Here is a 22,775-nt window from a genome sequence, read left to right as displayed (position 1 = left end):
GGAACCAGTACGGCGCGCGACCCACTCGACTCGATTCTTCGACTCGCCGCCGACCCGATTCTTCTTTCCTCGGCCGGCGACCGCCGCCGCCGACCCGGACTTTTGACGCGTTCCCGAAGGTTATTGAGCCCCGCCCCCATGCGCGGGTATGGCACGCAATCGCGGTCGCGTCCTCCTCGCCGGTGCGACGGGTCGGACCGGCCGACACGTCCTCGATGCGCTGGCCGAGACGCCCCTCGTCGTCAGGGCGCTGACCCGCGACACCGACGCCGAATCCGACCTCCGAGCGCGCGGTGCAGACGAGGTCGTCGTCGGCGACCTCCTCGACCCCGACGACGCCCGGCGGGCGGTTCTCGACGCCGACGCCGTCGTCTCCGCGGTCGGCGTCTCGGCGGGACTCGAAACCATCCGCGGCGACCTCGTCGACGGCGCGGGCGTCGTCAACCTCGTGGACGCCGCGACCGCCTCCGGCGCGCAGCGGTTCGTTCTTATGTCCTCCATCGGCGTCGGCGACTCGAAGGGCGGACTCCCGCTGTCGCTCCGCGCGCTTCTCACCGCGTCGGGCGTCCTCTCGGCGAAGGAACGAAGCGAGACGCGGCTTCGAGACGCGCCGCTCGACCACACGATTATCAGGCCCGGCGCGCTCACCGACGCCCCCGCGACCGCCGACGTGGTCGTCGGCGAGGGCGGCGACTCGGTCTGCGGAAGCGTCCCCCGCGCGGACGTGGCGAACGTCCTCGCGCACTCGCTTTTCACCCGCGAGACCGAAAACCGGACGTTCGAGGTCGTCTCTCGGCCAGGACTCCGCGGGCGGGCGGACAACGTGGTCGACATCGACTGGACGCCGCTCCCCCGCGCCGAGGCGTCGGGGGACGAGGGCGAACGAGAACTTGCGGAGTAGCCGACCGCGGCAGCGCGCTCAGTCGAGTTTTCCGAGCGCTTCGAAGAAGTCAGAGGTCGGACCGGCGAGTCGGACCGGCGAGTCGGACCGCTCGATGTGAATCTCCGTCGGCGGCGACACCGTCCGTCGGGTCCGGCCGTCGCCGACGACGACCGACGACGGCGCGCCGGTGACGCTGACGGTCACCGCAGCATCCAATGGGACGACGAGCGGCGGCATCCCCGCGTCGGCCGCCATCTCGGTGACGACGAGTCCCTCGACGCCGGGGTGGACGAGCGGCCCGCCCTCGCTGAGGTTGTAGGCGGAACTGCCCGCGGGCGTCGTGACGAGCACGCCGTCGGCGTGGCCGCCGGAGTACACGGAGCCGTTCACGCGGACTTCCAAGTCCGCGCCGCCGCCGTGACCCCGGCGCGGGCCGTGGACGACGACCTCGTTCATCGATGGGTCCATCTCCCAGCCGTCGCCGCTGGCGACGATTCTGGGGACCTCCCGAATCGACTGGCTCCCCTCCCGAAACGCGGCGACTTCGGCCAGCACCTCGTCGATGGCGTCGTCGGGCGAGACCGCGTTGAGGAAGCCGACCTCGCCGAGGTTGACACCGAGGATGGGGACGCCGTCGGCACCGCGGGCGGCGTAGAGAAACGTTCCGTCGCCGCCGATGCTCACTACGAGGTCGCAGTCGTCCAGCGACTCGACGGGGACGCCCTCGACGCCCAACTTCTCGGCGGTCGCCGCGTCGACGACCGCCTCGGCGTCGACTTCGGCGAGCGCCTCGCTCGCGTCCGCGGCGAGATACGCGGCCCGGCTGTTGCCTTTCTGTGCGACGATGCCGACCTTCATGCACCGCGGTTTGGCGTCCCCGGGCAAAAGCCCACCGTCACGTCGCCCGGCCCCGTCTCCGCTCGACGCCGCGCGGTAGCTCCGAACACGGGAAACGTTCATCACGACGCCTGCCCACCATGAGGTGATGGCAGGCACGGACGCCGGCCGCGCTGTCGTTCGGTGGTGGCTCCCGTGAGTGACGACGACTGGTTCGAGCGAGCACTCCGCGAGCGCGACGACGGCGAGACCGACGCAGACGACGCGGACCCGGACGAAAGCGAGCAGCGCGACGACGGTGAGACCGACGGGTCCCCCGAGAGCGATGCGGTCGCGGACCCCGCGGACGAACCGTCGGAAGATGACACCGAGACCGGGAACAGCGGCGGAGAGTCTCTGTCGTTCGATGACCGCGCCCCCTTCGGCGGTGACGACGACCGCTTCGACGGCGATGACGACCCGTTTTCGACCGACTTCGCCACGGCGTTCGAGAACGCGCCGATGCCCGACGCGGGCGGCGGCCTCGGCGGCGAGCAGTCCGGCGACGAGTTCGGATTCGGCCCGGGGCCGGGGGAGTCGGAACCGCCGTCGTTCGACGACGAGGAGTTCGATTCCGACATCGACCGCATCGACATCGGTATCGAAGGTCTCGACGACATGATTCTCGGCGGCGTCCCCGAGCGGTCGCTCATGGTCACTATCGGGAGCGCCGGGACCGGCAAGACGACGTTCGGCCTGCAGTTCCTCCGGAAGGCGCTCGAAGACGGCGACAGCGGCGTCTACATCACGCTCGAAGAGAGCCGCGAGCGCATCCTCGACACCGCCGACGAGAAGGGCTGGGACTTTTCGAAACACGAGGCCGAGGGTCGACTGGCCGTCGTCGACCTCGACCCCGTGGAGATGGCGAACAGCCTGTCGAGCATCCGAAACGACCTCCCGCGGCTGGTCGAGGAGTTCGGTGCCGACCGGCTCGTCCTCGACTCCGTCTCGCTTTTGGAGATGATGTACGACCACCCCTCGAAGCGCCGCAGCGAGGTGTTCAACTTCACGCGGTCGCTGAAGGACGCGGGGGTGACGACGATGCTCACCTCCGAGGCGGACCAGTCCAACCCCTACGTCTCCAGACACGGTATCGTCGAGTACCTCTCCGACGCCGTGTTCGTTCTCCAGTACGTCCGAAACGACGACTTCCGCGAGACGCGGCTCGCAATCGAGATTCAGAAGATACGCGACGCCAACCACTCCCGCGAGACCAAGCCCTACGAACTCACGAACGAGGGCATCAGCGTCTACCAGCAGGCGAATATTTTCTGAGCCCGCGTTTCGCCGCGCGGCTCACGGAGGGTCTGTGTCCGACTGTATCGTTCCCGTAAGAGGGCTAAACGCGATTCGTCAGTTACGGCTGTCTCAGTCGTCGGCGGGCGCCGGTTCGGCCGACTGTTCGGACTCGAAGCCCTCGAAGTGGACGACCTCGTCGACGGGGCGGCGGTACTTGCGCTCCGCCTGCAACTCGTCGGCGTCGTCGGCGGGGATGCCCATCGTCAGGAGCATCACGGGTTCGTACTGCTCGCCGTCGATGTCGAACGCGTCGAGGACGGCGTCGGCGTCGAAGCCGCCGATGGGACAGGTGGCCACGCCTTCGTCCCACGCGGCGTACATGAGCGACATCACGACCAGCGACGTCGAGCGAACGGTCCAGACGCGGCGCTCCTGTTCGGGGAGGTCGGCCATGCCGGCGATGTTGTCGAGGATGCCGTCGCGGACCTCCTCGTTCGGCAGGTAGCCCTTCTCCAGCATGTCGTCGGTGACGGTCTCGGCGTGGGCCTCGGGGTCCTTGTTGCCGAGCACGATGACCGACGCGGCGGCACCGGTGACGTGTTCTTGGTCGTAGGCCGCCTCGCGGAGCGCCTGCTGTGTCTCGTCTTCGCGCAGCACGACGAACTCCCACGGCTGGAGGTTGTAGCTCGACGGGGCCTGCACGGCGTTTTCGAATATCGTCTGGAGGGTCTCGTCGTCGAGCGACTCGTCGGCGTAGTCGTGGACCGAGCGACGGGTCGTCGCGACCGCTGCGAATTCCATCGGTTCCCGCGAGGAACGGCACACAAATAGGGCGTTGCAATCCGGGCGAATCCGCCGATTCCGGTGTGCTCGCAGTTCTCGTGTCGTCGCGCGACCGGGTGACGCCGGTGTTACTGCATTGCGGGAGATACGGCTTCGGTGGCGTCCGTCCGCCGTGGCTCACCTGACGATGGTCACGGGCACGGGCGACCGGCGGAGGACCTCTTCGGCGACGCTCCCGAGCAGGATGCGCGAGACGCCGGTGCGGCCGTGGCTCCCCATCACGACGTGGTCGTAGTCGGCGTCGTCGCCGTCCAGCACCTCGACGATGAGCTTCTGAGGACTGCCGACCTCGATGCGGTCGGTGATCGTCCTGTCGGTGTCGACGAGTCCCACCTCTGCTTTCACCTCGGCGAACGTCTCTCTCGCCTTCCGTTTCTCCGCTTGAAACCACTCTTCGGAGCCGCTGAGCGCCCGTTCTCGATAGTCGGCGTCGGCGGGATTGATGACGTTCAAAAGCGTGAGTTCCGCGTCCGGCCACTCCGTGGCGGCGAAGCGGACCGCGGCGACTGACTGCGGCGACCCGTCGGTCGGAACGAGCACGTGTTCGGCCATACCGCGGCCTACTCGGCCGCGGGCTAAAAATCCGCCCGGCGGGCGCGGGCCGGGACAACCGCGACCCGGTCGCCTGCGACGGACGGTGCGGGGCGTTCCGGGTACTCAGTCGCCGTGTCGCGTCACGCAGGTCGAAAGCCCCGTCAGTTCGACGGGTTCGGAGTTGTCGGGCGAGTAGACGACCATCTGGCCCTTCTCCATGTACGGCACCTTGTCTTCGAGATTCGGCGGGATGTTGACGCTCTTGATGGCGTCCTCGTCGCCGAGGTTGAGCACGACCTTCGTGTTCACCTGCTTGAACACCGGGTCGGCGATGTCCTGTGGGTCCTGCGTGATGAGGAACAGACCGAGGCGCTCTTTTCGGCCCTGTTTCGCCGCCTCGGTGAACTTCTGGATGACCTTCCGCGCCTGTACGGTGTCGGCGTCTGTGAGGAAGTTGTGCGCCTCGTCCATCCCGAGGACGACCGGCGTCTCCTTGATGCGGTCGCTCGACGGGTCGTTCGAGAGTTTGTCATCGATGAGCAGCGCCGACACCGCGAGGACGAACAGCTCCTTCGCCCGACTCGACGAGAGATGGTAGGTCGGCACGACCGTCAGCCCGCCGGGCCGGACGAGTTCGTGGTCGAGTTCGGTTATCGGCCGGGCGTCCTGGTCAAACACGCCGCTCGGCACGCCGCGAACTCGGCGCTTCACCGCGTCGAAGGTGGCCTCGTGGACTCGCCCCGACTCGTGGAGTTCCTCTTTCAGCGCCGGGTCGTCGAGGAACTGGAGGAACTGCTTGTACGTCCCCGAATCGCCGTAGTTCCGGAAGAATCGGTTCAGGAGTTCGGTGAGCGCCGGGTACTGGTTGTCGTTGAGGCTGCTGCCGGCGACGAGCCACGGGAGGTCCCGCGCCATCGAGAAGGGGATGGTGAACTCCAACTGCTCGGCGCGGTGGTTCGCGCCGGGGTACGACGACCCGGCCATCTTCGGGACGAGCGCGACGGTGTCGTCGTGGCCGCCGTGGGCGACGCCCTCGCGCTCGTATTGTCGGGCCGTCTCGGCGTCCATGTCCGGGTTGTCGTCGTGCATCTGGGCGTACTCGTCCTGCGGGTCGAACTGGACGACCGCGGTCTGGACCTCGCGGCCGTCGTCCATCTCGTAGCTCCGCTCCTGCGAGAGGTACTGCCGCAGGATGTTCTTCGAGGCGTGGGTCTTGCCCGACCCGGTGCCGCCGGCGACGAGCGTGTGGCGGAACACGAGCGGGTCGCCGTCGGTGTAGTCGTCGTTCAGTCGGTAGTCGATAGTCGGCGGCCGGGCCGCGGTTCGGACCTTCTCGCCGCCGACGGAGAGATGGCCGAGAAAGACGCCCTCTTCGGGAATCTTCAGCCCGGTCTTAATCTGCGTCGCGTCGGTAGCCTCGCCGACCGTCGCCTGCGGTTTCGGCACGCGGTCGACCATCCGGCGCTTGAGTTCGCCGCGGTCGGAAAACAGGACGGCGATGGGTTCGAGTTCGGCCATGAACTTGAAATCGCGCTCCTCGAACTCGTCGGCCGGTCGGCGCATCGCCCGGCGGGCGTGAATCTCGGTCGCGTCGTCGGCCTGAAACTCCTGGGCGTACTCCAGCCCGACGATGCGGCAGAACAGCAGTTCGTCGTCCGGGTAGGGGACGATGAGGTACTTGCCGAGGCGGACGCGCTCGCGGTTGCCCGCCGTCACGAACGCCCGGAGCGCCGTCCGCTCCGGGTCCTCCGACACGCGGAGGCCCTGCGAGACCGCAATCGCGCCGACGCCCCGCTCGTCGCCGACGGGGTCGGCGTCGTACTCGTCGAACTGCAGGTCGTCCGCGTCGTCGGTCGCGGTGGTCACGTCGGTCGAATCGCCGCCGTCGCGGTCGTCGCGGTCGGCATCGACGCCGTCACCGTCGGCCGAACTCGCGGCGGTCGCGCTCTCGGTTTCCGAGGCGGATGCGGAACGCGCGGAGCGCCCGTTTCCGGTGGCGTCAGCGGTCGGCTCGTCTCGGTCCGCGTCGGACGAGTCGTCGGGGTCGTCGCCGGCGAAGTCGCTGAAATCCCCCAAATCGGTCATGTTCCAACGCTTGCGGGCGGCGAGTAAAAAGCCACGCGTCGGCGACGGCTCTCGGTCCCGTGTCGGTCGGTCCCGTATCCCGCGGTTTCGGGCCGTCGCGTACGACTTTTCCGTGTCGCGCCCCTAGCCCGGCTATGTTATTGGTCCGCGGTCACGGCGGCGGCACGGCACTCACCGGTACGATATTCGAACGGGGGGAGCAAGCGCCGACCTACCGCGGCGCGCCGGACGAGGACGCGCCCTACGTCTGGGTCTGCGACGAGTTCTACGAGGTCGAAAGCGGCGGCTCGGAGACCGAAATCGACGGCCGGACGATTCGGGTCGCCTTCGACACGCCGCTTCCCCGCGGCTTCGACACCCGCGAGCAGGCGCTGTCGGCCGCGAAAGAACACGTCAAGACGCAGTTCGCGCGGGTCGGCGTCTCCGCCGACGACGTACGAGTCGAGGTCGTCAGGCCCGAAGAGGAAGGGACGCCGGAGGACGAACAGCCGGACGCGGCGGACCGCTCCGCCGACGAAGGCTCTCCCGAGGGCGACGCGTCGCTCTGAGGGCGGTCGACCGCCGAGGCGCGCTCCTCGGTCGCGCTACTCTTACTCGTCGGCGTCGACCCAGCGGATATTGTCGTAGCTCTTCATCTGGTCAGAGTCGAGTTTCTCCGAGAGCTTTCGTCTGAGCGCGGCCTTCTCGCCGATGCTCACCCGCGCGAGTTCGTCGGCCTTCTCGACCGCCAGCGGCGGCCCGCGCGTGGCGGCCACGTCGCGGACGACGTGGTGCATCAGGTCGGCGCGTCGGTCGGGGTCCTTCGTGAACGCGTAGGGCGCTTCGACCCGGTAGCACACGTCGGTTCGGGGGTCGTACAGCACGAAGAACGTCACCGTGTACGCCTCGGGGTCGAGGGCGCGCTCGATGCCGAACGCCTCGCCCTCGGCGCTCAGTTGGCGGTCCGACCCGCCGCGCGAGGCGAACCAGCTCGTGAACGTGAGTTCCTCGGTGCGGCGCTCGTCGCCGTCGGGACCCTCCCGGCGTTCGAGCAGGTTGACGAAGAAGGCGGCGTCGTCGACCCACGGCCGCCTGCCGGCGTCGCTCCCGTCGAGCTGTTTCCTGACCGTGCGGACGACGTGTTTCGCGCCGGGGTTCTTCACGAAGCCGGCGAGCGGCACGTCGCGCTCGACGAAGCGCTCGACGAGGCGGATGTAGTTCTCCACGACGGCCTTCGGCTTCGCGTCGCGCGCGAGGTCTTTCAGCTCGGCGTCGCGGTCGCGCCAGTTCAGGAGCTCTTTCGGGTACACCGGCCCGTCGAGGATGAGCAGGTCGGAGACGGCGTCGGCGTGTTCGAGCGCGTGGGCGCTCTCGGCGAGGTAGAGCGCGAGCGCGTGGACGACGCCCTCGGCGTAGCGGTTGACTCGCGGGACGCTCAGCACGCGCCGGCGGCCGTAACCCTCGTCGGACTGGAGCCACTCGTCGGTGTCGAAAAACTGGACCGGGTCGTGGGTGTGGGCCGCCATGACGATAGAGCGGTGGCGGTGGAGGTCGAGGTCGGACGGCTCGGACGCCATCGCGGCGTGAGCCACGTCGAGGACGAGCCCGTTTTTGAACGTCGTCGGGTTGATGGTCCCCGAGTCGAGGCCGTGGACGGTCGGAAACGGCGACTCCGTGAGCGCGACGTCGTCGATATCGGCGGCGTGGAGGCGCTGTTCGCCGAGCGGTTCGACGATTGGGAGTCCTCCGTCGGGCGATTCGAGGGGGTCGAGCCACGATTCCCAGACCGTCCGCGCGAGGTCGTCGTAGTCGGCGTCGTCGACCGAGTCAGCGATGGAACTCGCCATGGACGCGATGTCGTCCACGTGGACGGGGTCGAGGGTCATATCTCGGCGTCGTCGCCGACGGGTATAGTGGTTGTCGTCGTCGGTGGGCGGTCGTTTGGACTGGCCCGCAGCGAGCCGGCACGGCACGGGTCGCCCCCTCGACAGGTCCCGGCACGCTCATACCGCTCCGTTGCCAACGCTTCACCGACGATGTCTGTCAGCGCGGTCGGGTTCGACCTCGACTACACACTCGCGGTCCCGACGCGGGACCGCGAGACGATTCTCTCGGAGGCGGCGGCGGCGGCGGGCGCGCCCCCGTTGACCCGAGAGGCGTATCTCCGGGCACACCAAGAGAACCTCACGCGCGAGACCCGCGCGCCCATCTTCGAGACGCTCCTCGACGAGCACGGCTCTCCCGTCGACCCGGAGCACGTCGCGACGGCGTACAGAGAACGAATCACCGACGCGGTCGTCCCCGTCGAGGGCGTCGAGGCGATGCTCGCCGGCCTGCGGACGACCTACCGCGTCGGCCTCCTCACCAACGGGCCGGTCGTGGCCCAGGAGGCAAAAATCGACAAACTCGGGTGGCGCGACCACTTCGACACGGCGCTCGTGACCGGGGCGCTCCCCGCCGGAAAGCCGGACAAGCGGGCGTTCGAAGCCCTGCTCGACGAGCTCGGAACCGAACCCGAGGAGACCGTCTACGTCGGCGACAGTGTCCACCACGACATCGCCGGCGCGCACGACGCCGGGATGCTCCCAGTGCAGGTACTCGGCGAGGGTTGTGACGACCCCGACCCGCGGGCGGTCGCCCACATTCACCACGACGACCTGCCGACGGCGCTTCCTGAACTCGTCGCGGACCTCTGAACCGGTCGCGCGACGAGCGTCTATTCTTCGTCTTCGTCTCGGTCTCCGGCTTCGAGCGCCGCGACCAGCGCGCGGAACGCCGGGAGCGTCCACTTCACCTGCGCGCCGTCCTCGACGAACACGAGCGTCCGCGGCGGGCGGACCGCCTTCGGGCGCACGCGAAGGCCCTCCTCGGACGCGGCCTCGGCGGTCACGTCGGGGTGGGCGATGAACTCGATGCGGGCGCGGTCCGGTTGGACGTACACCTCGGCGATGCGTTCGCCGTCGGCGGCGACCGCGTAGGCGAGCGCGCCGTCGTCGGTCGGTTCCACGTCGGGGTCGGAATCGACGACGGAGAGAACAGAAAAGGCGTCCTCGTGGCCCGTGACCTCCGAGGCGAGCAGTTGAGCGATGCGTGTCCCGTCGGAGAGCGAATCGACGACCATGCCGGGCGTTCGCGCCCGGACGGTTTCGGGGTGTCGCTTCGCGGCGGGGAGACGACGGGCGCAGAAAAACGGGACGGCGCTACTCGGCCAGCGACCGCTTTGCTTTCTCGGCCGCGTCGTCCACGTTCACGTCGTTCGCGCGCGCGAAGAGGACCGCGGCGGCCTCGGCGGTGACGCCGAGGCGGGACTGTCGCTCGTTGATGCCGGCGACGGCGGCCTGTTTTTCGATGCCGGCGGCGACGCAGGCGTCGAGAATCTGCTCGAACGCCGACTGCTCGCGGAGGACGGAGGCGTCGGGTTCGAACTCCTCGGGAATCTGTACGCCGGCGGGGTCGAACGTCGCGACGACCTCGCCGTCGTCGCGCTCGACGAGGCCGCGACCCGCGGCGAGGTCGATGAGGCGCTTCGCCTGGTCCGGGGAGAACCAGTCGCGGTCGAGCGACAGGGCGACGACGAACTCGCCCTCGCCGAGGCGGGTCGAGCCGTGTTGCCGGAAGGGGACGGCGACGGTGACGTCGAGACTCATCGGTTCGACGGCGGGCGCGGGCGAACTAAACGGTTTGCGTTGCCTTCGGCCCCGAGAGACGTGGTGGCACCCGTCTTCGGCGAGCGTCGATTCGAGCGATTCAAGTAGTCACCGAGGTTTTTACCCCGTATGAAGGACCAAGGACGCTCCAAGCGGAAGCGGACCGGCGGTCGGCGCAAGCCGTCCCGAAACAAGAAGCGATACCAGCTGGGCCGCGAACCCGCCGCCACGACGGTCGGCGAGCCCCGGTTCCAGATCATCGACTCCCGCGGTAACAACGAGAAGCTCCGCGCGCTCTCGACGAACGTCGCGCAGGTCGCCGACGGTGCCGACGTGACGCAGGCCGACATCGAAGGCGTCGTCGACAACCCGTCGAACGTCAACTACGCCCGCCGGAACATCATCACGAAGGGCTCCATCATCGACACGAGCGCCGGCCGCGCCCGCGTCACCTCCCGCCCCGGCCAGGACGGACAGGTCAACGCCGTCGTCGTCGACGAAGAGTAAGTTTCTCTCCCCGCGTCGTCGTTTCGACGCGGTTCGACTGTTTTACCCCCGTGAGCCCCGCGGCCGTCGCTCGCGGGCGTGGTTCGGTCGAAGTCGAAAACGAGACCGGACGATACTGAATCGAACCGTGCGACGAGCCGCTGTCAGCGAGTCGGTCGGCCGGTCAGGGCGTCGGCGCGGCCTTCTGAAGCGCCGTCTCGGCGATGTTGCCGCCGTAGTCGGCGCTCCGGGAGACGGAGTCGACGATGAGGCCGAGCAGTTGCGCGCGGGCCGGGTCGAGACCACGGAGGAGTTCGTCGATGCCGCGGGCGCTCGCGTCGATGGCCTGGACGGCCTCGCGGGACTCGTTGGCGAGGCGGCTCGCTTCGTCGCTCTCCTCGGCGAACAGCGCGTCCATGCCGCCGTTGACGACGCTTTCGGTCTCCTCGAACAGCTCTTGAATCGCCTCGACGATTTCGCCGTCGACGGGCTCTTCGAAGTTCAACGAGAGGTGGGCGATTTTGGTCGCGTGGTCGCCGATGCGCTCCAGTTGCCGGGCGGCGGACTGGTAGTCGAAGCAGATTTCGCGGGGGAGGCCGAGTTCCTCGGCGGCCTTCGGGGTCCGGAGCGTCGCGCGGAAGATGCGGGAGACGACCATCCAGAGGCGGTCGACGTCGTCGTCGCGCTGGATGACGTCGCGGGCCATGTCGTCGTCCTGCTCGGCGATGGCCGCGATGGCGTCTTCGAGCATCGAAAGCGAGATGAGTCGCATCCGGGTGACCGCGTTGTGGATGGAGAGTTCGGAGGAGTCGAGTAGGTCGCGGATGACGACCCGGTCGCGCGTCTCTTCGAGCACTTCGAGGCCGACGAGGCTCTGGGTCGCCTCGCGGATGGTCCGCCGCTGGTCGGTCGTGATGCGCGAACTCTCCAGCGCGATGATGTCGAACCCGCTCACGTACATCGTCATGACGGCGCGCGTGAGCTCGTCGCCTTCGAGGGTCGCGATGTCGAGGGTTCCCTCAGTGCGTTCTTCTTCCGAACGGGGCGTCAAGAACAGCGAGTCGCCCTCCGGATAGAACTCGACTTCGCTCCCCGCCGAGACGCCGTTGTCCGTCGCCCAATCTTTGGGAATCGAGACGGTGTAGGTGGAACCGCCCGTCACCTGCACCTTTCGGGTTTCGACCATGTCCGTGGGTGGTTCTCAATACACAATAAAACTGTCTATCTCTATATATTGAAGACGTATTTTATGTGATGGGCGAAACCGAACGTGACTCGTGCCGATTCGGGCTCGAAACACTGCCCACTCAGTAGTTGTTTTGCGTCGTCCCAGTCGGCCCGTGCGTCCTGCGTTTCCTGACACGTCGGGGAAAGTCCACGCACGAGACGGCCGCGAATGGAACAATCGGCTGCTTTCGTCGATTTCGTCCCGTTCTTGTCACACGTTATCAATCGTTGTGGACATACCGGAACGTACCACTATATAGTCGTCATAGCAGGGTATTTACGACAAAATCGGCTCGTCAAAATCGATGACGCGTAACTCGGACAGCGGTCTTTCGCGGCGTAAGTTCCTGATTGCCTCGGGCGCGGCCGGTCTCGCTGGACTCGCCGGGTGTACGGAGAACAACACCGACAACGGTGGCTCCGGCGGCGACTCCGAGGGAGAGGACTCGTCGGGTGACGGGAGCAACGAGCTCTCGGGAACCATCGACATCGCCGGCTCCTCGACGGTGTTCCCGCTCGCAACCGCGATGGGCGAGCGCTTCCAGACCGAGCACTCCGAGGTCAACATCAACCTCCAGTCCACCGGCTCCGGTGGCGGCTTCGCGAACTACTTCTGTACGGGTCAGACCGACTTCAACAACGCCTCCCGCCCCATCAAGGGCGAAGAAGAGACGCAGTGTGAGAACAACGACGTGACCCCCGTCGAACTCAAGGTCGCCACCGACGCGCTGACGGTCATCGTCAACAACGACAACGACTTCCTCGGCGAGGGCCTCACCGTCGAGCAACTCCAGACCATCTTCTCGGCCGAGTCGACGCCGACGACGTGGTCGGACGTCAACTCCGAGTGGCCCGATGAGGAAATCGAGATTTACGGTCCCACCGACGCCTCCGGTACCTACGACTACTTCATCGAGGCCATCCTCGGCGAGGAGGGTCCGGGCCACCGTCAGGACTACTCCGCGACCGAGCAGGACCGCACCATCATCCAAGGCGTCCAGGGCTCCGAGTACGCCATCGGCTACATGGGATTCGCGTACTACAGCGAGAGCACCGACGCCGTCCAGGCCGTCCCCATCGAGAACGACGCCGGCGAATTCGTCGAACCGTCGCTCGACACCGCGCTGTCCGGCGAGTACAACCCGCTTTCCCGCCCGCTGTTTACCTACCCCGCCCGCGAGTCGCTCGCGGAGGAACACGTCGCGGAGTTCGCCCGCTACTGGATGGAGAACTCCACCAGTCGCGAAATCGTCGCCGACGAGGTCGGCTACGTCCCGCTCGGCGAAGACGAGCAACAGGAGATGCTCGACACCCTCAACGCCGCCATCGAGGAAGCTAACTAACCACTTCCTCGACAGAATAGGCTAACGAAGCGCTTTTTCATACACCACGATTCAATCCAACCAATGAGCACAGATGACCTCGAAACCGACCTCACGCGGAACACGGAGAACGCGCCGCGTGAGCTACTGACGCGGTCGTTCTTCTTCCTGTGCGCGGCGTTGTCCGTCGTGACGACCCTCAGTATCGTCGGCCTTCTCATCACGGAGGCGTCCAAGTTCTTCACGCTGACAGCCCCGCTGATGGGAGTCGCGGGGGAGACGGCGTCCATCGTCGACTTCCTCACCGGAACCACGTGGCAGATACACAGCCAAGAGTTCGGCGTGCTGGCGCTCGTGTCGGCGACGCTGATGGTCACCATCGGGTCGGCCGTCATCGCGCTCCCGCTCGGCGTCGCCACCGCCATCTATCTCAGCGAGTACGCGAGCGCACAGGCGCGCTCGATTCTCAAACCCGCGCTGGAAATCCTCGCCGGCGTCCCGACCGTCGTCTACGGCTTCTTCGCGCTCATCTACATCACGCCGGCGCTGGAAGTCGTCTTCCCCAGCATCGGGACGTTCAACATGCTCTCTGCGAGCATCGTCGTCGGCATCATGATCATCCCGATGGTCGCCTCCATCAGCGAGGACGCGATGTCCGCCGTCCCCGACGAACTCCGACAGGCGGGCTACGGCATGGGCGCGACGAAGTTCGACGTGTCGACCGGCATCGTCGTCCCCGCCGCGCTCTCCGGTATCTTCTCCTCTTTCATCCTCGCGCTCTCGCGCGCCATCGGCGAGACGATGGCCGTCACCGTCGCCGCGGGCGCGCAGGCGAAGTTCCTCAATCCGCTGAACCCCGCGTCGTATCTCGAAGGCGCGCTGCCCATGACCGCCGCGATGGTCCAGCTTCTCACCGGTGACATCACCGGCGGCGGGCTGGCCTATCGCAGCCTGTTCGCCATCGGCCTCGTGCTCTTCGTCATCACACTCATCATGAACGTCATCAGCGACTACGTCTCGCGACGCTACCGGGAGGCGTACTGAGATGTCGACCGACACCGACTCCAGCTACATCGACGGCTTCGGACAGGTCAGTCGAACGACCGGGACCGTCTTCCGGTACCTGCTGTTGGCCGCGACGATGTTCGGCATCGTCACGCTCGCCGTCCTCCTCGTCTACGTCGCCAACGACGCGATTCGCCCGCTCACCGCGGACCTCGGTTGGCACCTCACCTTCTTCCTGACGCTCGTCGCCCCCACGACCGTCGTCGGTGGGTATCTCGCCCGCCGGAACGTCCCGGCGCTCAAGCTCGGCGGGATGGTCGTCGGGATGCTCGCGGTGTTCCTGCTGTTCAGCGGGGGCGTCGCCATCGTCTTCGTCGATATCATTCCGCCGCTGACCGGTCTGTCGTACGTCGTCGGCCTCCTCGTTCCGGCGGCGCTCGTCGTCGTCCTGACGAAGTACGAACAGCAGATTCCGTTCACCCTTCGCGTCGCCGCGACCGGTGCCGCGTTCATCCTGTCGCTCGTCGGCGTTCCGGGGTACTTCCACAGCATCCCCGAAATCGTTCGCCAACTCCCCGTGGTCCCGGCCGACTGGATGATTCTGACGCTCGTCCTCGGCGGCGTGGCCGCGGTCGTCGTCGGTCAGTACGTCGCCCGCATCCGCGAAGACACCACCGCGGGACTCGCAGCGGGCGCGTCGGCGCTCGTCTTGACCGGTCTCGCGGCCGTCGTCGGCCCGATGCTCGGCGTCGACGCCAACGCCGCCGCCGTCGTCACGTCGGTCGCGTTCGTCCCGACGCTGGCCTACGCCGGCGGCGCGGCGGTCACCCGTGAACAGGAGCGAATCGGCCTCCTGCTCGCGGGCGTCGTCGTCGGCGGGTCGCTCGTCGGCGCGTTCGCGGTCGACGCGCTCGGCTTCGCCGGCCCGCAGTCGTGGGTCGACTGGCAGTTCCTCACGAGCGCCCACAGCGGGACCGCGGAGAACGCCGGCCTCTACCCGGCTATCGGCGGCTCCATCCTGCTGATGGCAACGGTCGCCGCCCTCTCGTTCCCGCTCGGCGTCGGCGCGGCGGTGTACCTCGAAGAGTACGCCCCCGACAACGCCTTCACCCGATTCATCGACGTGAACATCTCGAACCTCGCCGGCGTCCCCTCGGTCGTCTACGGGCTGCTCGGACTCGGCGTGTTCGTCACCTATCTCGGCCAGCCGACGGGGACGGTCCTCATCGGCGGCGCGACGCTCGCGCTCCTCATCCTGCCCATCGTCATCATCTCCTCACGCGAGGCGATTCGGGCCGTGCCCGGCGACATGCGGCAGGCGTCATACGGGATGGGCGCGACGCGCTGGCAGACCGTGAAGAACGTCGTCCTCCCGGAGGCGTTCCCCGGCATCCTGACCGGGACCATCCTGGCGCTCGGCCGGGCCATCGGCGAGACCGCGCCGCTCATCATGATCGGCGCGCCGAACGTGCTTTTCAACCTGCCGACGGAGCTCTCCTCGAAAGTGAGCGCGATGCCCCTGCAGGTGTACGCGTGGTCCAGCCTGTTCGCCAGCGAGGACTTCTACACGAAGGCCGTCCCGGCGGGCGTCGTCGTCCTCCTGGCGGTCCTCCTCGCCATGAACTCCATCGCCATCGTCCTGCGCAACAAGTTCGAAAGTGAAAACTGAACACCACCAATGAGCCAAAGAGACAAAGCACCCGAGGGAGAACAGCAAGCCATGAACGGAACAGAGGACCCGACGAACGACGAGATGCTCGTCGAAACCGACGTGAGCGACGGGCTCTCTGCGTCGGAGAGTTCGGTGGGGCGGGACGCCGAGACCGTCATCAGCTCGGATAACATCAACGTCTGGTACGGTGACGACCACGCGCTCACCGACATCTCGATGGACATCCCCGAGAACAGCGTGACCGCCATGATCGGTCCCTCTGGCTGCGGGAAGTCCACGTTCCTCCGCTGTATCAACCGCATGAACGACCTCATCGACGTCGCCCGCGTCGAAGGGGGACTCACGCTCCGCGGCAAGAACGTCTACGACGACGACGTCGACCCCGTCGCGCTCCGCCGCCGCGTCGGCATGGTGTTCCAGAAGCCGAACCCGTTCCCGAAGAGCATCTACGAGAACGTCGTCTACGGGCTGAAGATTCAGGGTATCGACGCCGACTACGACGAGGTCGTCGAGGAGTCGCTCAAGCGCGCCGCCCTCTGGGACGAGGTGAAAGACCGCCTCCACGAGTCCGGTCTCGACCTCTCCGGCGGCCAACAACAGCGTCTCTGTATCGCCCGCGCCATCGCCACCGACCCCGAGGTACTCCTCATGGACGAGCCCGCATCGGCGCTCGACCCCGTGGCGACCTCGCAGATCGAAGACCTCGTCGAGGAACTCGCCGAGGACTACACCGTCGTCATCGTCACCCACAACATGCAACAGGCGGCGCGTATCTCCGACAAGACCGCCGTCTTCCTCACCGGCGGCGAACTCGTCGAGTTCGACGACACCCAGAAAATCTTCGAGAACCCCGAGAGCCAGCGCGTCGAAGACTACATCACCGGTAAGTTCGGATAACTCGTTCTCGCTCGCGAGGCTCGCGGCTCGTTTTGTGCTACGCTCGGTTCGCACCGCCGACTCGACGCCCACGTTCCGGCGTCGCGTATCGGACACGGTCGTTCAGGACGTATCGGCGAGTCGACCACCGAAACCATCACAAGGAATTTCACTTCGCCTGCCGGAACGTCACGTATGGCCAGAAACACGTACCAATCTCGCCTCAATCAGCTCGAAGAGGACGTGTTGTATCTCAGCGAACTCGTCTCGGAGCGAGTTCGGCACGCCCTCGACGCGCTCGAAGACAAAGACGAGCGGAAGGCACAGGAAGTCATCGAGGGCGACCACGAAATCAACCGCATCTACCTCGACTTAGAGCAGGACTGCATCGACCTGCTCGCGCTCCAACAGCCGGTCGCGGGCGACCTGCGGTTCATCGCGGCGTCGTTCAAGATAATCACCGACCTCGAACGCATCGGCGACCTCGCGACCAACCTCGCGCAGTACGCCATCGACGCCGAAAACGACGTCTACACCGAAGTCGACATCCGCCGCATCGGCGACGCCGCACTCGACATGGTCGACCAGGCGATGGACGCCTACGAGACCGAAGACACCGACCTCTGTCAGTCCGTGGCGGAGCGCGACGACAGCCTCGACACGATGTGTGACAACGCGTCGCAGAGCATCGTCCGCGACCTCATGAACGGCGACGACTTCGAGGGCGACGGCGACCTCGAACCCGAGACCGCCCTCGTCGACGTGCGCCGACTCCTGCTGACGGTGCGCGACCTCGAACGCATCGGCGACCACGCCGTCAACGTCGCGGCGCGGACGCTCTACATGATAGACAACGACGACTCGCTGCTGTTCTGAGCGCGCGTCTCGACCCGACGCGTCGCTTCTTTTTTGCGAACTAAAAAACCAGAGCCACCGACCGCCCCCCGGCTTACTGGAAGCCGATGCGGCCGCCGTCGCGGGTGTCGGGCGACAGGCCCTCGCGGGAACCGCCCTTGAACTGGTCTTGGATGTCCTCGTAGTAGCGCATCAGTTCCTCGGTGATGGTCGGCCGGACCGACTCCATCGCCTTGCGGAAGTGGCGCATCTCGATTTCCTCGGCGTCGGAGTCCTCGCGGAGCGCCTCGATGGCCGCCTCGCGGCAGATGGATTCGAGGTCGGAGCCGACGTAGCCGTCGGTGATCTCCGCGATTTCGCGGAGGCTCACGTCGGGTGCGAGCGGGCTCTGCTGCGTGTGGATGTCGAGAATCTGCTCGCGGCCCTCCTCTGCGGGCTGGCCGATGAGGACGAGGCGGTCGAACCGGCCCGAGCGGATGAGCGCGGGGTCGATCATGTCCGGGCGGTTGGTCGCCGCGATGACCATGACGTTACCGGCGTCTTCGAGGCCGTCTAACTCCGTCAGGAGCTGGTTGACGACGCGCTCGGAGACGTTGTTGCCCATGTCGTTGCCGCGGGCGGGGGCGAGCGCGTCGAGCTCGTCGAAGAAGATGATGGTCGGCGAGACCTGCCGCGCCTTGCGGAACGTCTGCCGAATCGCCTTCTCCGACTCACCGACCCACTTCGACAGCAGCTGCGGGCCGCGCACCGAGATGAAGTTCGCGTTCGTCTCGTTGGCGACGGCCTTCGCTATCAGGGTCTTACCGGTGCCGGGCGGCCCGTAGAGGAGCACGCCCTTCGGGGCCTCGATGCCCATCCGTTGGAACTTCTCGGGGGTCGTCAGTGGCCACTCGACGCTCTCTTGGACCTTCTGTTTGGGCCCTTCGAGACCGCCCACGTCGTTCCACGTGACCTTCGGAATCTCGACGAGCACCTCGCGCATCGCCGAGGGTTCGACCTCGCCGAGCGCGCCGCCGAAGTCGTCGTTCTTGACGACCATCCGGTCGATGAGGCTCGGCGGGATGTCCTCCCTGTCGAGGTCGATTTCGGGGAGGTAGCGCCGCAGCGCCTTCATCGCGGCCTCCTTCGTCAGCGCCTCGATGTCCGCACCGACGAAGCCGTGGGTGTCGTCGGCGAGGTCGTCGAGGTCCACGTCGTCCGAAAGCGGCATGCCGCGGGTGTGGATCTGGAGGATTTCCTTGCGGCCTTCCTCGTCCGGCACGCCGATTTCGATTTCGCGGTCGAACCGACCGGGACGGCGGAGCGCGGGGTCCACCGAATCGACGCGGTTCGTCGCCGCGATGACGATGACCTGTCCGCGGGCTTCCAGCCCGTCCATCATCGTCAGCAGTTGGGCGACGACCCGGCGTTCGACCTCGCCGGTCACGTCCTCGCGCTTGGGCGCGATGGAGTCGAGCTCGTCGATGAAGATGATGCTCGGCGACTCCTCTTTGGCGTCTTCGAATATCTCGCGGAGCTGTTGTTCGGACTCGCCGTAGTACTTCGAGATAATTTCCGGCCCTGCGATAGAGAAGAAACTCGCCGAGGTCTCGTTGGCGACCGCGCGAGCGAGAAGCGTCTTCCCGGTGCCCGGCGGCCCGTGGAGCAACACCCCCTGCGGGGGCTCGATGCCCAGTTTCTTGAATATCTGGGGGTGTTTCATCGGCAGTTCGACCATCTCGCGGACGCGCTGAATCTCGTTGGTCAGACCACCGATGTCCTCGTACGTGATGCCGCCGCCGGCCTTCTCGAAGCCGGAGATGGGCTCCTCGCGGAGTTCGACGTCGGTGTCCTCGGTGACGAGGACGACGCCCTCCGGCTTCGTCTCGACGGCGATGAGCGGAATCGCCTGTCCGGGCGACCGCATGAACGGGTGGTTCGTACTCGACATCACCGGGACGATGTCGCGTTCGACCACGGGTCGCTTGAGAATCTGCCGTTTGACCATGCCGGCCGCGTCGGACCCGAACTGCACGCTCGCCTCTTCCGGCGGCGCAAGCACGAGTTTGTCGGCCTTCGTGGCCTCTGCCTTGCGGATAGTGACCCGTTCTCCGATGCCCACGTCGGCGTTCTGCCGCGTGAACCCGTCGATACGGACCGTATCCGTGTTCCAGTCCTGCCGGTCTGCCCGCCACACCTTCGCGGCGGTCGTTTTTCCTCCCTCGATCTCGATGATGTCTCCCGGCGAGAGCTTGAGATGGAGCAAGGTGTCCGGATCAAGACGGGCGATACCGCGCCCCGAGTCGTTCGGGTACGCTTTCGCCACTTCGAGTTGGACTTCGTTCATGATTACCTCGCGGGGATGCTGATACCTGTGAGAGGCCATCGGATAAGTCCTTCCCCGGTCGGCCCGAGGCACCGTCCTCCCGTGGTTACAGCCTAGCACACCGTAGGGCGGGCGGCTACTAATCCCTACCGACTGGACAGGCGTCGGCGCCTCGATGGCTGGCGTTTTTACCCTCGAACACGACGGTTCACGCATGCGACTCCTCGCGTTCGACGGCCGGATGGGTGCCAGCGGCGACATGCTCCTCGGCGCGCTCGTCGCCGCCGGTGCCGACCCGTCCGTCCTCTCGCCCGTCGAAGACGCCCTCGACGTGACCTACCGCGTCCACGAGGTCGACAAAAACGGCATCCTCGCGACCAAGGTCGACGTGCTCCTTCCGGAGACCGACGGCGGCGACCCCCGCGGCGAGGGTCACGACGACGACCACCGACGCCTGCGCGCCGACGGCGACGACGGGGGAGATTCCGACAACGGCGCTGACGGCGACGACGAAGACGAGCACAGCCACCAGCACCAGTACCGCCACCACGACTACGCTCACGACGAGGAGCATCCTCACCACGACGACCACGAGCATTCGCACGACCACGGTCACTCGCACTCTCACGACGACCACGAACACGGTCACTCGCACTCCCACGATGACCACGAACACAGTCACTCGCACTCCCACGACGACCACGACCACGACCACCACCACTCTCACGGAGACCACACCCACGCCGAAGGTCACGGCCCGCACCGGACCTTCCCCGAGGTCGTCGAACTCGTCGAGTCGATGGGCCTGTCCGCGGGCGTCGTCGAGGACGCGACGGCCATCTTCCGCGTGCTCGGCGAGGCCGAGGCCGAGGTCCACGGCACCGACCTCGACGAGACGCACTTCCACGAGGTCGGCGCGGACGACGCCATCGCCGACGTGGTCGGGGTCTGTCTCCTCCTCGACGACCTCGACGTGGACCGCGTCGTCACCGGCCCGGTCGCCGTCGGCGGCGGCGAGGCCGAGATGAGCCACGGAACCTACCCGGTGCCCGCGCCCGCCGTCCTCAACATCACCGCGGCGGCCGACTGGTCGGTCCGCGGCGGCCCCGTCGAGGCCGAACTGCTCACCCCCACGGGCGCGGCCATCCTCGCGCACCTCGCCGAGGGCGTCGAGACGCTCCCGACGATGTCGGTCGAGTCGTCCGGCTACGGAGCCGGCGGCTGGGACTTCCCGGACCGGCCGAACGTCCTCCGCGCGGTCGTCGGCGACGGCGGTTCGCGGCTCGTCCGCGACGAGATTTCCGTCCTCGAGACGAACCTCGACGACGCGACGCCCGAAGTCCTCGGCGGGCTACAGGAGACTCTGAAAGACGCCGGCGCGCGCGACGTGACCATCGTCCCGACGACGATGAAGAAGTCCCGCCCCGGCCACCTCGTCAAGGTCGTCGTCAAGCCGGAAGACGCCGAGCGCGTCGCCTACCGCCTCGCGGTCGAGACCGGCACGCTCGGAATCCGCGAACACGGCGCGGGCCACCGCTGGACCGCCCGTCGCGAGTTCGAAACGGCGACGCTCGCTATCGACGGCGACGACTACGAGGTGAGCGTCAAGGTCGGAAGCGACGCCGACGGCGTCGTCTACGACCGAAGCGCAGAGTACGACGACGCGCTCGCCGTGGCGAACGAGACGGGGCTTCCGGTCCGTGAGGTCATGCGCCGCGCCGTCGACGCGGTGTCGGACGACGACGACGAGTGAGGCCCGCCGTCTCCGCCGACAAGACTCGATTATTCCTCGGTCAACGGCGGGTACGCGACCTCCCAGAGATGCCCGTCCGGGTCCGAAAAGTAACCCGAATAGCCGCCCCAGAACGCATCCTGTGCGGGTTTGACTATCTCGCCGCCCGCCGCGTGCGCCGCGTCGAGAACCGCGTCCACGTCTGACTGTTCGGCGACGTTGTGCGCAATCGTGACGCCCGCGAAACCACTTCCGTCCGCGGGGACGGTCGCGTCCTCGGCGAGCGACTCGCGGGGGTAGAGCGCGAGCCACGTCCCTTCGAGGGTGAAAAACGCGATGTCGCTGTCCGGGTCGCGGTCGCGGAGCGGTAAGCCGAGGCCGTCGCGGTAGAACCGAATCGATTCGTCGAGGTCCGAAACGCCGAGCGTCACGACCGTGATTCGCGGGTCCATCCGAGAGACGCGTCGCCGGAGGGCATAAATCGAGACGGCCGACTGCTCGACCGGGCGATTGCGAAAAATCCGAATCGGCTACTCGGCGGTCACCTCTCGTTGAACTGCGGCCGGGAGTTGAACGGCGCGAACGTCCCCGCGGGATTGTTCACGTGAACCCACGCGTGAAGGCCCCAGTGGCCGCCGGCGAAGCCCCACATGCCGTCGTCGCCGTCGCCGTGGAACAGGTCCGGGAACGGGCCAGTGTACTCCGGTGGCTCGTCGAACAGATACTCGGCCGCGCCGAGGATGAGTTCCTCCTTGCCGTTGCCCTCGTTTTTCCCGTAGACGAGCGCGGCGGGCTTCGTAAGGTCGACCTCGTCGTCGTAGTTCTCGATGATGTAGTGGTGGTTCACGTAGTGGTAGCCCATGCCCGGCACGAACGGACTGCCGAGGACGTAGCCGTCTGCGATGGCCTTCCGAACGTCGGCGTACTTCGAGGTGGCCGCCCGGACCGACGCGAGTTCGCGCTGGAGCGCCCCGCGGTGCGCCGCCGCGGGCGAGGCGAACGCGCCGACCGAGAGCGCGCCGACACCGAGTACCTTCAGATACGTCCGTCGCCCGACCTCAGGGGTGCGTGATGTGCTCATGCGACACGCGATACGCGTCGGTGGAACGTAGGTATGATTCGGGCACGGCGCGTCTCATAAACCGAGAGTCGCGTTAATAGCGTTCTTTCCCCGTCGACCGCTCGAAACGGCCTCCTCGGCCGGTCGCG

General features: G+C 66.9%; 22 protein-coding genes. 11 read left to right on the top strand and 11 right to left on the bottom strand.

The window, feature by feature from the left end; all coding sequences use genetic code 11:
- Positions 1-148 precede the first annotated feature (148 nt).
- Positions 149-901, top strand: a complete 753-nt coding sequence (locus tag C5B90_RS11070; protein ID WP_115881480.1) for an SDR family oxidoreductase — start codon at positions 149-151, stop codon at positions 899-901.
- Between the two features lie 18 nt (positions 902-919).
- On the opposite strand, the gene C5B90_RS11065 is transcribed toward C5B90_RS11070, so the two are convergent.
- Positions 920-1,741, bottom strand: a complete 822-nt coding sequence (locus C5B90_RS11065) for an NAD(+)/NADH kinase (RefSeq protein WP_115881478.1) — start codon at positions 1,739-1,741, stop codon at positions 920-922.
- Between the two features lie 174 nt (positions 1,742-1,915).
- Between C5B90_RS11065 and C5B90_RS11060 the strand changes: the two genes are divergently transcribed.
- Positions 1,916-3,034 (top strand): KaiC domain-containing protein, encoded by a 1,119-nt coding sequence (locus C5B90_RS11060; RefSeq protein ID WP_115881476.1) that lies wholly within the window; start codon positions 1,916-1,918, stop codon positions 3,032-3,034.
- A 93-nt stretch (positions 3,035-3,127) separates the two neighbouring features.
- Here C5B90_RS11060 and C5B90_RS11055 read toward each other — a convergent pair whose 3' ends face one another.
- The 3 genes from C5B90_RS11055 to C5B90_RS11045 all read right to left on the bottom strand — a co-directional run bounded on the left by C5B90_RS11055 (position 3,128) and on the right by C5B90_RS11045 (position 6,460).
- A complete protein-coding gene (locus C5B90_RS11055; RefSeq protein WP_115881474.1) occupies positions 3,128-3,799 on the bottom strand; it encodes a nitroreductase family protein in 672 nt (223 codons plus the stop codon).
- 159 nt (positions 3,800-3,958) lie between these two features.
- Positions 3,959-4,393 (bottom strand): universal stress protein, encoded by a 435-nt coding sequence (locus C5B90_RS11050; protein WP_115881472.1) that lies wholly within the window; start codon positions 4,391-4,393, stop codon positions 3,959-3,961.
- 105 nt (positions 4,394-4,498) lie between these two features.
- Positions 4,499-6,460, bottom strand: a complete 1,962-nt coding sequence (locus C5B90_RS11045) for an ATP-binding protein (protein WP_115881470.1) — start codon at positions 6,458-6,460, stop codon at positions 4,499-4,501.
- Between the two features lie 134 nt (positions 6,461-6,594).
- On the opposite strand from C5B90_RS11045, the gene C5B90_RS11040 reads away from it, so the two are divergent.
- Positions 6,595-7,008, top strand: coding sequence for a hypothetical protein (locus C5B90_RS11040; RefSeq protein ID WP_008095645.1), 414 nt, complete (start codon positions 6,595-6,597; stop codon positions 7,006-7,008).
- Between the two features lie 42 nt (positions 7,009-7,050).
- Here C5B90_RS11040 and C5B90_RS11035 read toward each other — a convergent pair whose 3' ends face one another.
- Positions 7,051-8,325, bottom strand: coding sequence for a DNA double-strand break repair nuclease NurA (locus tag C5B90_RS11035; protein WP_115881468.1), 1,275 nt, complete (start codon positions 8,323-8,325; stop codon positions 7,051-7,053).
- Positions 8,326-8,475: 150 nt separating this feature from the next.
- Here C5B90_RS11035 and C5B90_RS11030 point away from each other — a divergent pair, with 150 nt between their 5' ends.
- A complete protein-coding gene (locus C5B90_RS11030; RefSeq protein ID WP_115881466.1) occupies positions 8,476-9,135 on the top strand; it encodes an HAD family hydrolase in 660 nt (219 codons plus the stop codon).
- Positions 9,136-9,155: 20 nt separating this feature from the next.
- Here the strand turns inward: C5B90_RS11030 and C5B90_RS11025 are convergent, their stop codons facing one another.
- Together C5B90_RS11025 and C5B90_RS11020 are read right to left on the bottom strand one after the other, a co-directional pair.
- Positions 9,156-9,560: a hypothetical protein gene (locus C5B90_RS11025; RefSeq protein ID WP_115881464.1), complete on the bottom strand. Its 405-nt coding sequence runs from the start codon at positions 9,558-9,560 to the stop codon at positions 9,156-9,158.
- Between the two features lie 79 nt (positions 9,561-9,639).
- Positions 9,640-10,086 (bottom strand): DUF2240 family protein, encoded by a 447-nt coding sequence (locus tag C5B90_RS11020; protein WP_058566799.1) that lies wholly within the window; start codon positions 10,084-10,086, stop codon positions 9,640-9,642.
- 129 nt (positions 10,087-10,215) lie between these two features.
- Between C5B90_RS11020 and C5B90_RS11015 the strand changes: the two genes are divergently transcribed.
- Positions 10,216-10,593, top strand: a complete 378-nt coding sequence (locus C5B90_RS11015) for a 30S ribosomal protein S8e (protein ID WP_004969695.1) — start codon at positions 10,216-10,218, stop codon at positions 10,591-10,593.
- A 163-nt stretch (positions 10,594-10,756) separates the two neighbouring features.
- Here the strand turns inward: C5B90_RS11015 and C5B90_RS11010 are convergent, their stop codons facing one another.
- Positions 10,757-11,758: a phosphate uptake regulator PhoU gene (locus C5B90_RS11010; RefSeq protein WP_115881462.1), complete on the bottom strand. Its 1,002-nt coding sequence runs from the start codon at positions 11,756-11,758 to the stop codon at positions 10,757-10,759.
- A gap of 346 nt (positions 11,759-12,104) precedes the next feature.
- Between C5B90_RS11010 and C5B90_RS11005 the strand changes: the two genes are divergently transcribed.
- The 5 genes from C5B90_RS11005 (at position 12,105) to phoU (ending at position 17,550) form a co-directional block, all read left to right on the top strand.
- A complete protein-coding gene (locus C5B90_RS11005) occupies positions 12,105-13,142 on the top strand; it encodes a PstS family phosphate ABC transporter substrate-binding protein (protein WP_115881460.1) in 1,038 nt (345 codons plus the stop codon).
- A gap of 63 nt (positions 13,143-13,205) precedes the next feature.
- Positions 13,206-14,165 carry a phosphate ABC transporter permease subunit PstC gene (pstC, locus tag C5B90_RS11000; RefSeq protein WP_115881458.1) on the top strand — a complete coding sequence of 320 codons (960 nt, stop codon included), beginning with the start codon at positions 13,206-13,208 and terminating at the stop codon, positions 14,163-14,165.
- Between the two features lies 1 nt (position 14,166).
- Positions 14,167-15,795 carry a phosphate ABC transporter permease PstA gene (gene pstA, locus C5B90_RS10995; RefSeq protein ID WP_115881456.1) on the top strand — a complete coding sequence of 543 codons (1,629 nt, stop codon included), beginning with the start codon at positions 14,167-14,169 and terminating at the stop codon, positions 15,793-15,795.
- A 51-nt stretch (positions 15,796-15,846) separates the two neighbouring features.
- Complete coding sequence (gene pstB / locus C5B90_RS10990; RefSeq protein ID WP_058827680.1) at positions 15,847-16,695, top strand: phosphate ABC transporter ATP-binding protein PstB; 849 nt, start codon at positions 15,847-15,849, stop codon at positions 16,693-16,695.
- Positions 16,696-16,869: 174 nt separating this feature from the next.
- On the top strand, positions 16,870-17,550 hold the full coding sequence (gene phoU / locus C5B90_RS10985; RefSeq protein WP_115881454.1) for a phosphate signaling complex protein PhoU: 681 nt from the start codon (positions 16,870-16,872) through the stop codon (positions 17,548-17,550).
- 73 nt (positions 17,551-17,623) lie between these two features.
- On the opposite strand, the gene C5B90_RS10980 is transcribed toward phoU, so the two are convergent.
- A complete protein-coding gene (locus C5B90_RS10980) occupies positions 17,624-19,855 on the bottom strand; it encodes a CDC48 family AAA ATPase (RefSeq protein ID WP_058566807.1) in 2,232 nt (743 codons plus the stop codon).
- Positions 19,856-20,048: 193 nt separating this feature from the next.
- Here C5B90_RS10980 and larC point away from each other — a divergent pair, with 193 nt between their 5' ends.
- Positions 20,049-21,587 carry a nickel pincer cofactor biosynthesis protein LarC gene (gene larC / locus C5B90_RS10975; protein ID WP_115881452.1) on the top strand — a complete coding sequence of 513 codons (1,539 nt, stop codon included), beginning with the start codon at positions 20,049-20,051 and terminating at the stop codon, positions 21,585-21,587.
- 29 nt (positions 21,588-21,616) lie between these two features.
- Here larC and C5B90_RS10970 read toward each other — a convergent pair whose 3' ends face one another.
- Both C5B90_RS10970 and C5B90_RS10965 read right to left on the bottom strand, forming a co-directional pair.
- On the bottom strand, positions 21,617-22,018 hold the full coding sequence (locus C5B90_RS10970; protein WP_115881450.1) for a VOC family protein: 402 nt from the start codon (positions 22,016-22,018) through the stop codon (positions 21,617-21,619).
- Between the two features lie 89 nt (positions 22,019-22,107).
- Positions 22,108-22,647, bottom strand: coding sequence for a hypothetical protein (locus tag C5B90_RS10965; RefSeq protein WP_115881448.1), 540 nt, complete (start codon positions 22,645-22,647; stop codon positions 22,108-22,110).
- Positions 22,648-22,775: the final 128 nt, after the last annotated feature.

It is taken from the genome of Haloferax sp. Atlit-12N (assembly GCF_003383095.1).
Taxonomy (GTDB): Archaea; Halobacteriota; Halobacteria; order Halobacteriales; family Haloferacaceae; genus Haloferax.
The sequence above is the reverse complement of the archived record's forward strand: the minus strand, read 5'-3'. Positions and strand labels throughout refer to the sequence as shown.

Coding starts and splice junctions, on each gene's coding strand:
- C5B90_RS11030 (WP_115881466.1), top strand. CDS start 8,476: ATGTCTGTCAGCGCGGTCGGGTTCGACCTCGACTACACACTCGCGGTC.
- C5B90_RS11045 (WP_115881470.1), bottom strand. CDS start 6,460: ATGACCGATTTGGGGGATTTCAGCGACTTCGCCGGCGACGACCCCGAC.
- larC (WP_115881452.1), top strand. CDS start 20,049: ATGCGACTCCTCGCGTTCGACGGCCGGATGGGTGCCAGCGGCGACATG.
- C5B90_RS11065 (WP_115881478.1), bottom strand. CDS start 1,741: ATGAAGGTCGGCATCGTCGCACAGAAAGGCAACAGCCGGGCCGCGTAT.
- pstB (WP_058827680.1), top strand. CDS start 15,847: ATGAACGGAACAGAGGACCCGACGAACGACGAGATGCTCGTCGAAACC.
- pstA (WP_115881456.1), top strand. CDS start 14,167: ATGTCGACCGACACCGACTCCAGCTACATCGACGGCTTCGGACAGGTC.
- C5B90_RS11010 (WP_115881462.1), bottom strand. CDS start 11,758: ATGGTCGAAACCCGAAAGGTGCAGGTGACGGGCGGTTCCACCTACACC.
- C5B90_RS10970 (WP_115881450.1), bottom strand. CDS start 22,018: ATGGACCCGCGAATCACGGTCGTGACGCTCGGCGTTTCGGACCTCGAC.
- C5B90_RS11055 (WP_115881474.1), bottom strand. CDS start 3,799: ATGGAATTCGCAGCGGTCGCGACGACCCGTCGCTCGGTCCACGACTAC.
- C5B90_RS11035 (WP_115881468.1), bottom strand. CDS start 8,325: ATGACCCTCGACCCCGTCCACGTGGACGACATCGCGTCCATGGCGAGT.
- C5B90_RS11040 (WP_008095645.1), top strand. CDS start 6,595: ATGTTATTGGTCCGCGGTCACGGCGGCGGCACGGCACTCACCGGTACG.
- C5B90_RS11070 (WP_115881480.1), top strand. CDS start 149: ATGGCACGCAATCGCGGTCGCGTCCTCCTCGCCGGTGCGACGGGTCGG.
- C5B90_RS10965 (WP_115881448.1), bottom strand. CDS start 22,647: ATGAGCACATCACGCACCCCTGAGGTCGGGCGACGGACGTATCTGAAG.
- C5B90_RS11020 (WP_058566799.1), bottom strand. CDS start 10,086: ATGAGTCTCGACGTCACCGTCGCCGTCCCCTTCCGGCAACACGGCTCG.
- phoU (WP_115881454.1), top strand. CDS start 16,870: ATGGCCAGAAACACGTACCAATCTCGCCTCAATCAGCTCGAAGAGGAC.
- C5B90_RS11015 (WP_004969695.1), top strand. CDS start 10,216: ATGAAGGACCAAGGACGCTCCAAGCGGAAGCGGACCGGCGGTCGGCGC.
- pstC (WP_115881458.1), top strand. CDS start 13,206: ATGAGCACAGATGACCTCGAAACCGACCTCACGCGGAACACGGAGAAC.
- C5B90_RS11005 (WP_115881460.1), top strand. CDS start 12,105: ATGACGCGTAACTCGGACAGCGGTCTTTCGCGGCGTAAGTTCCTGATT.
- C5B90_RS11050 (WP_115881472.1), bottom strand. CDS start 4,393: ATGGCCGAACACGTGCTCGTTCCGACCGACGGGTCGCCGCAGTCAGTC.
- C5B90_RS11025 (WP_115881464.1), bottom strand. CDS start 9,560: ATGGTCGTCGATTCGCTCTCCGACGGGACACGCATCGCTCAACTGCTC.
- C5B90_RS10980 (WP_058566807.1), bottom strand. CDS start 19,855: ATGAACGAAGTCCAACTCGAAGTGGCGAAAGCGTACCCGAACGACTCG.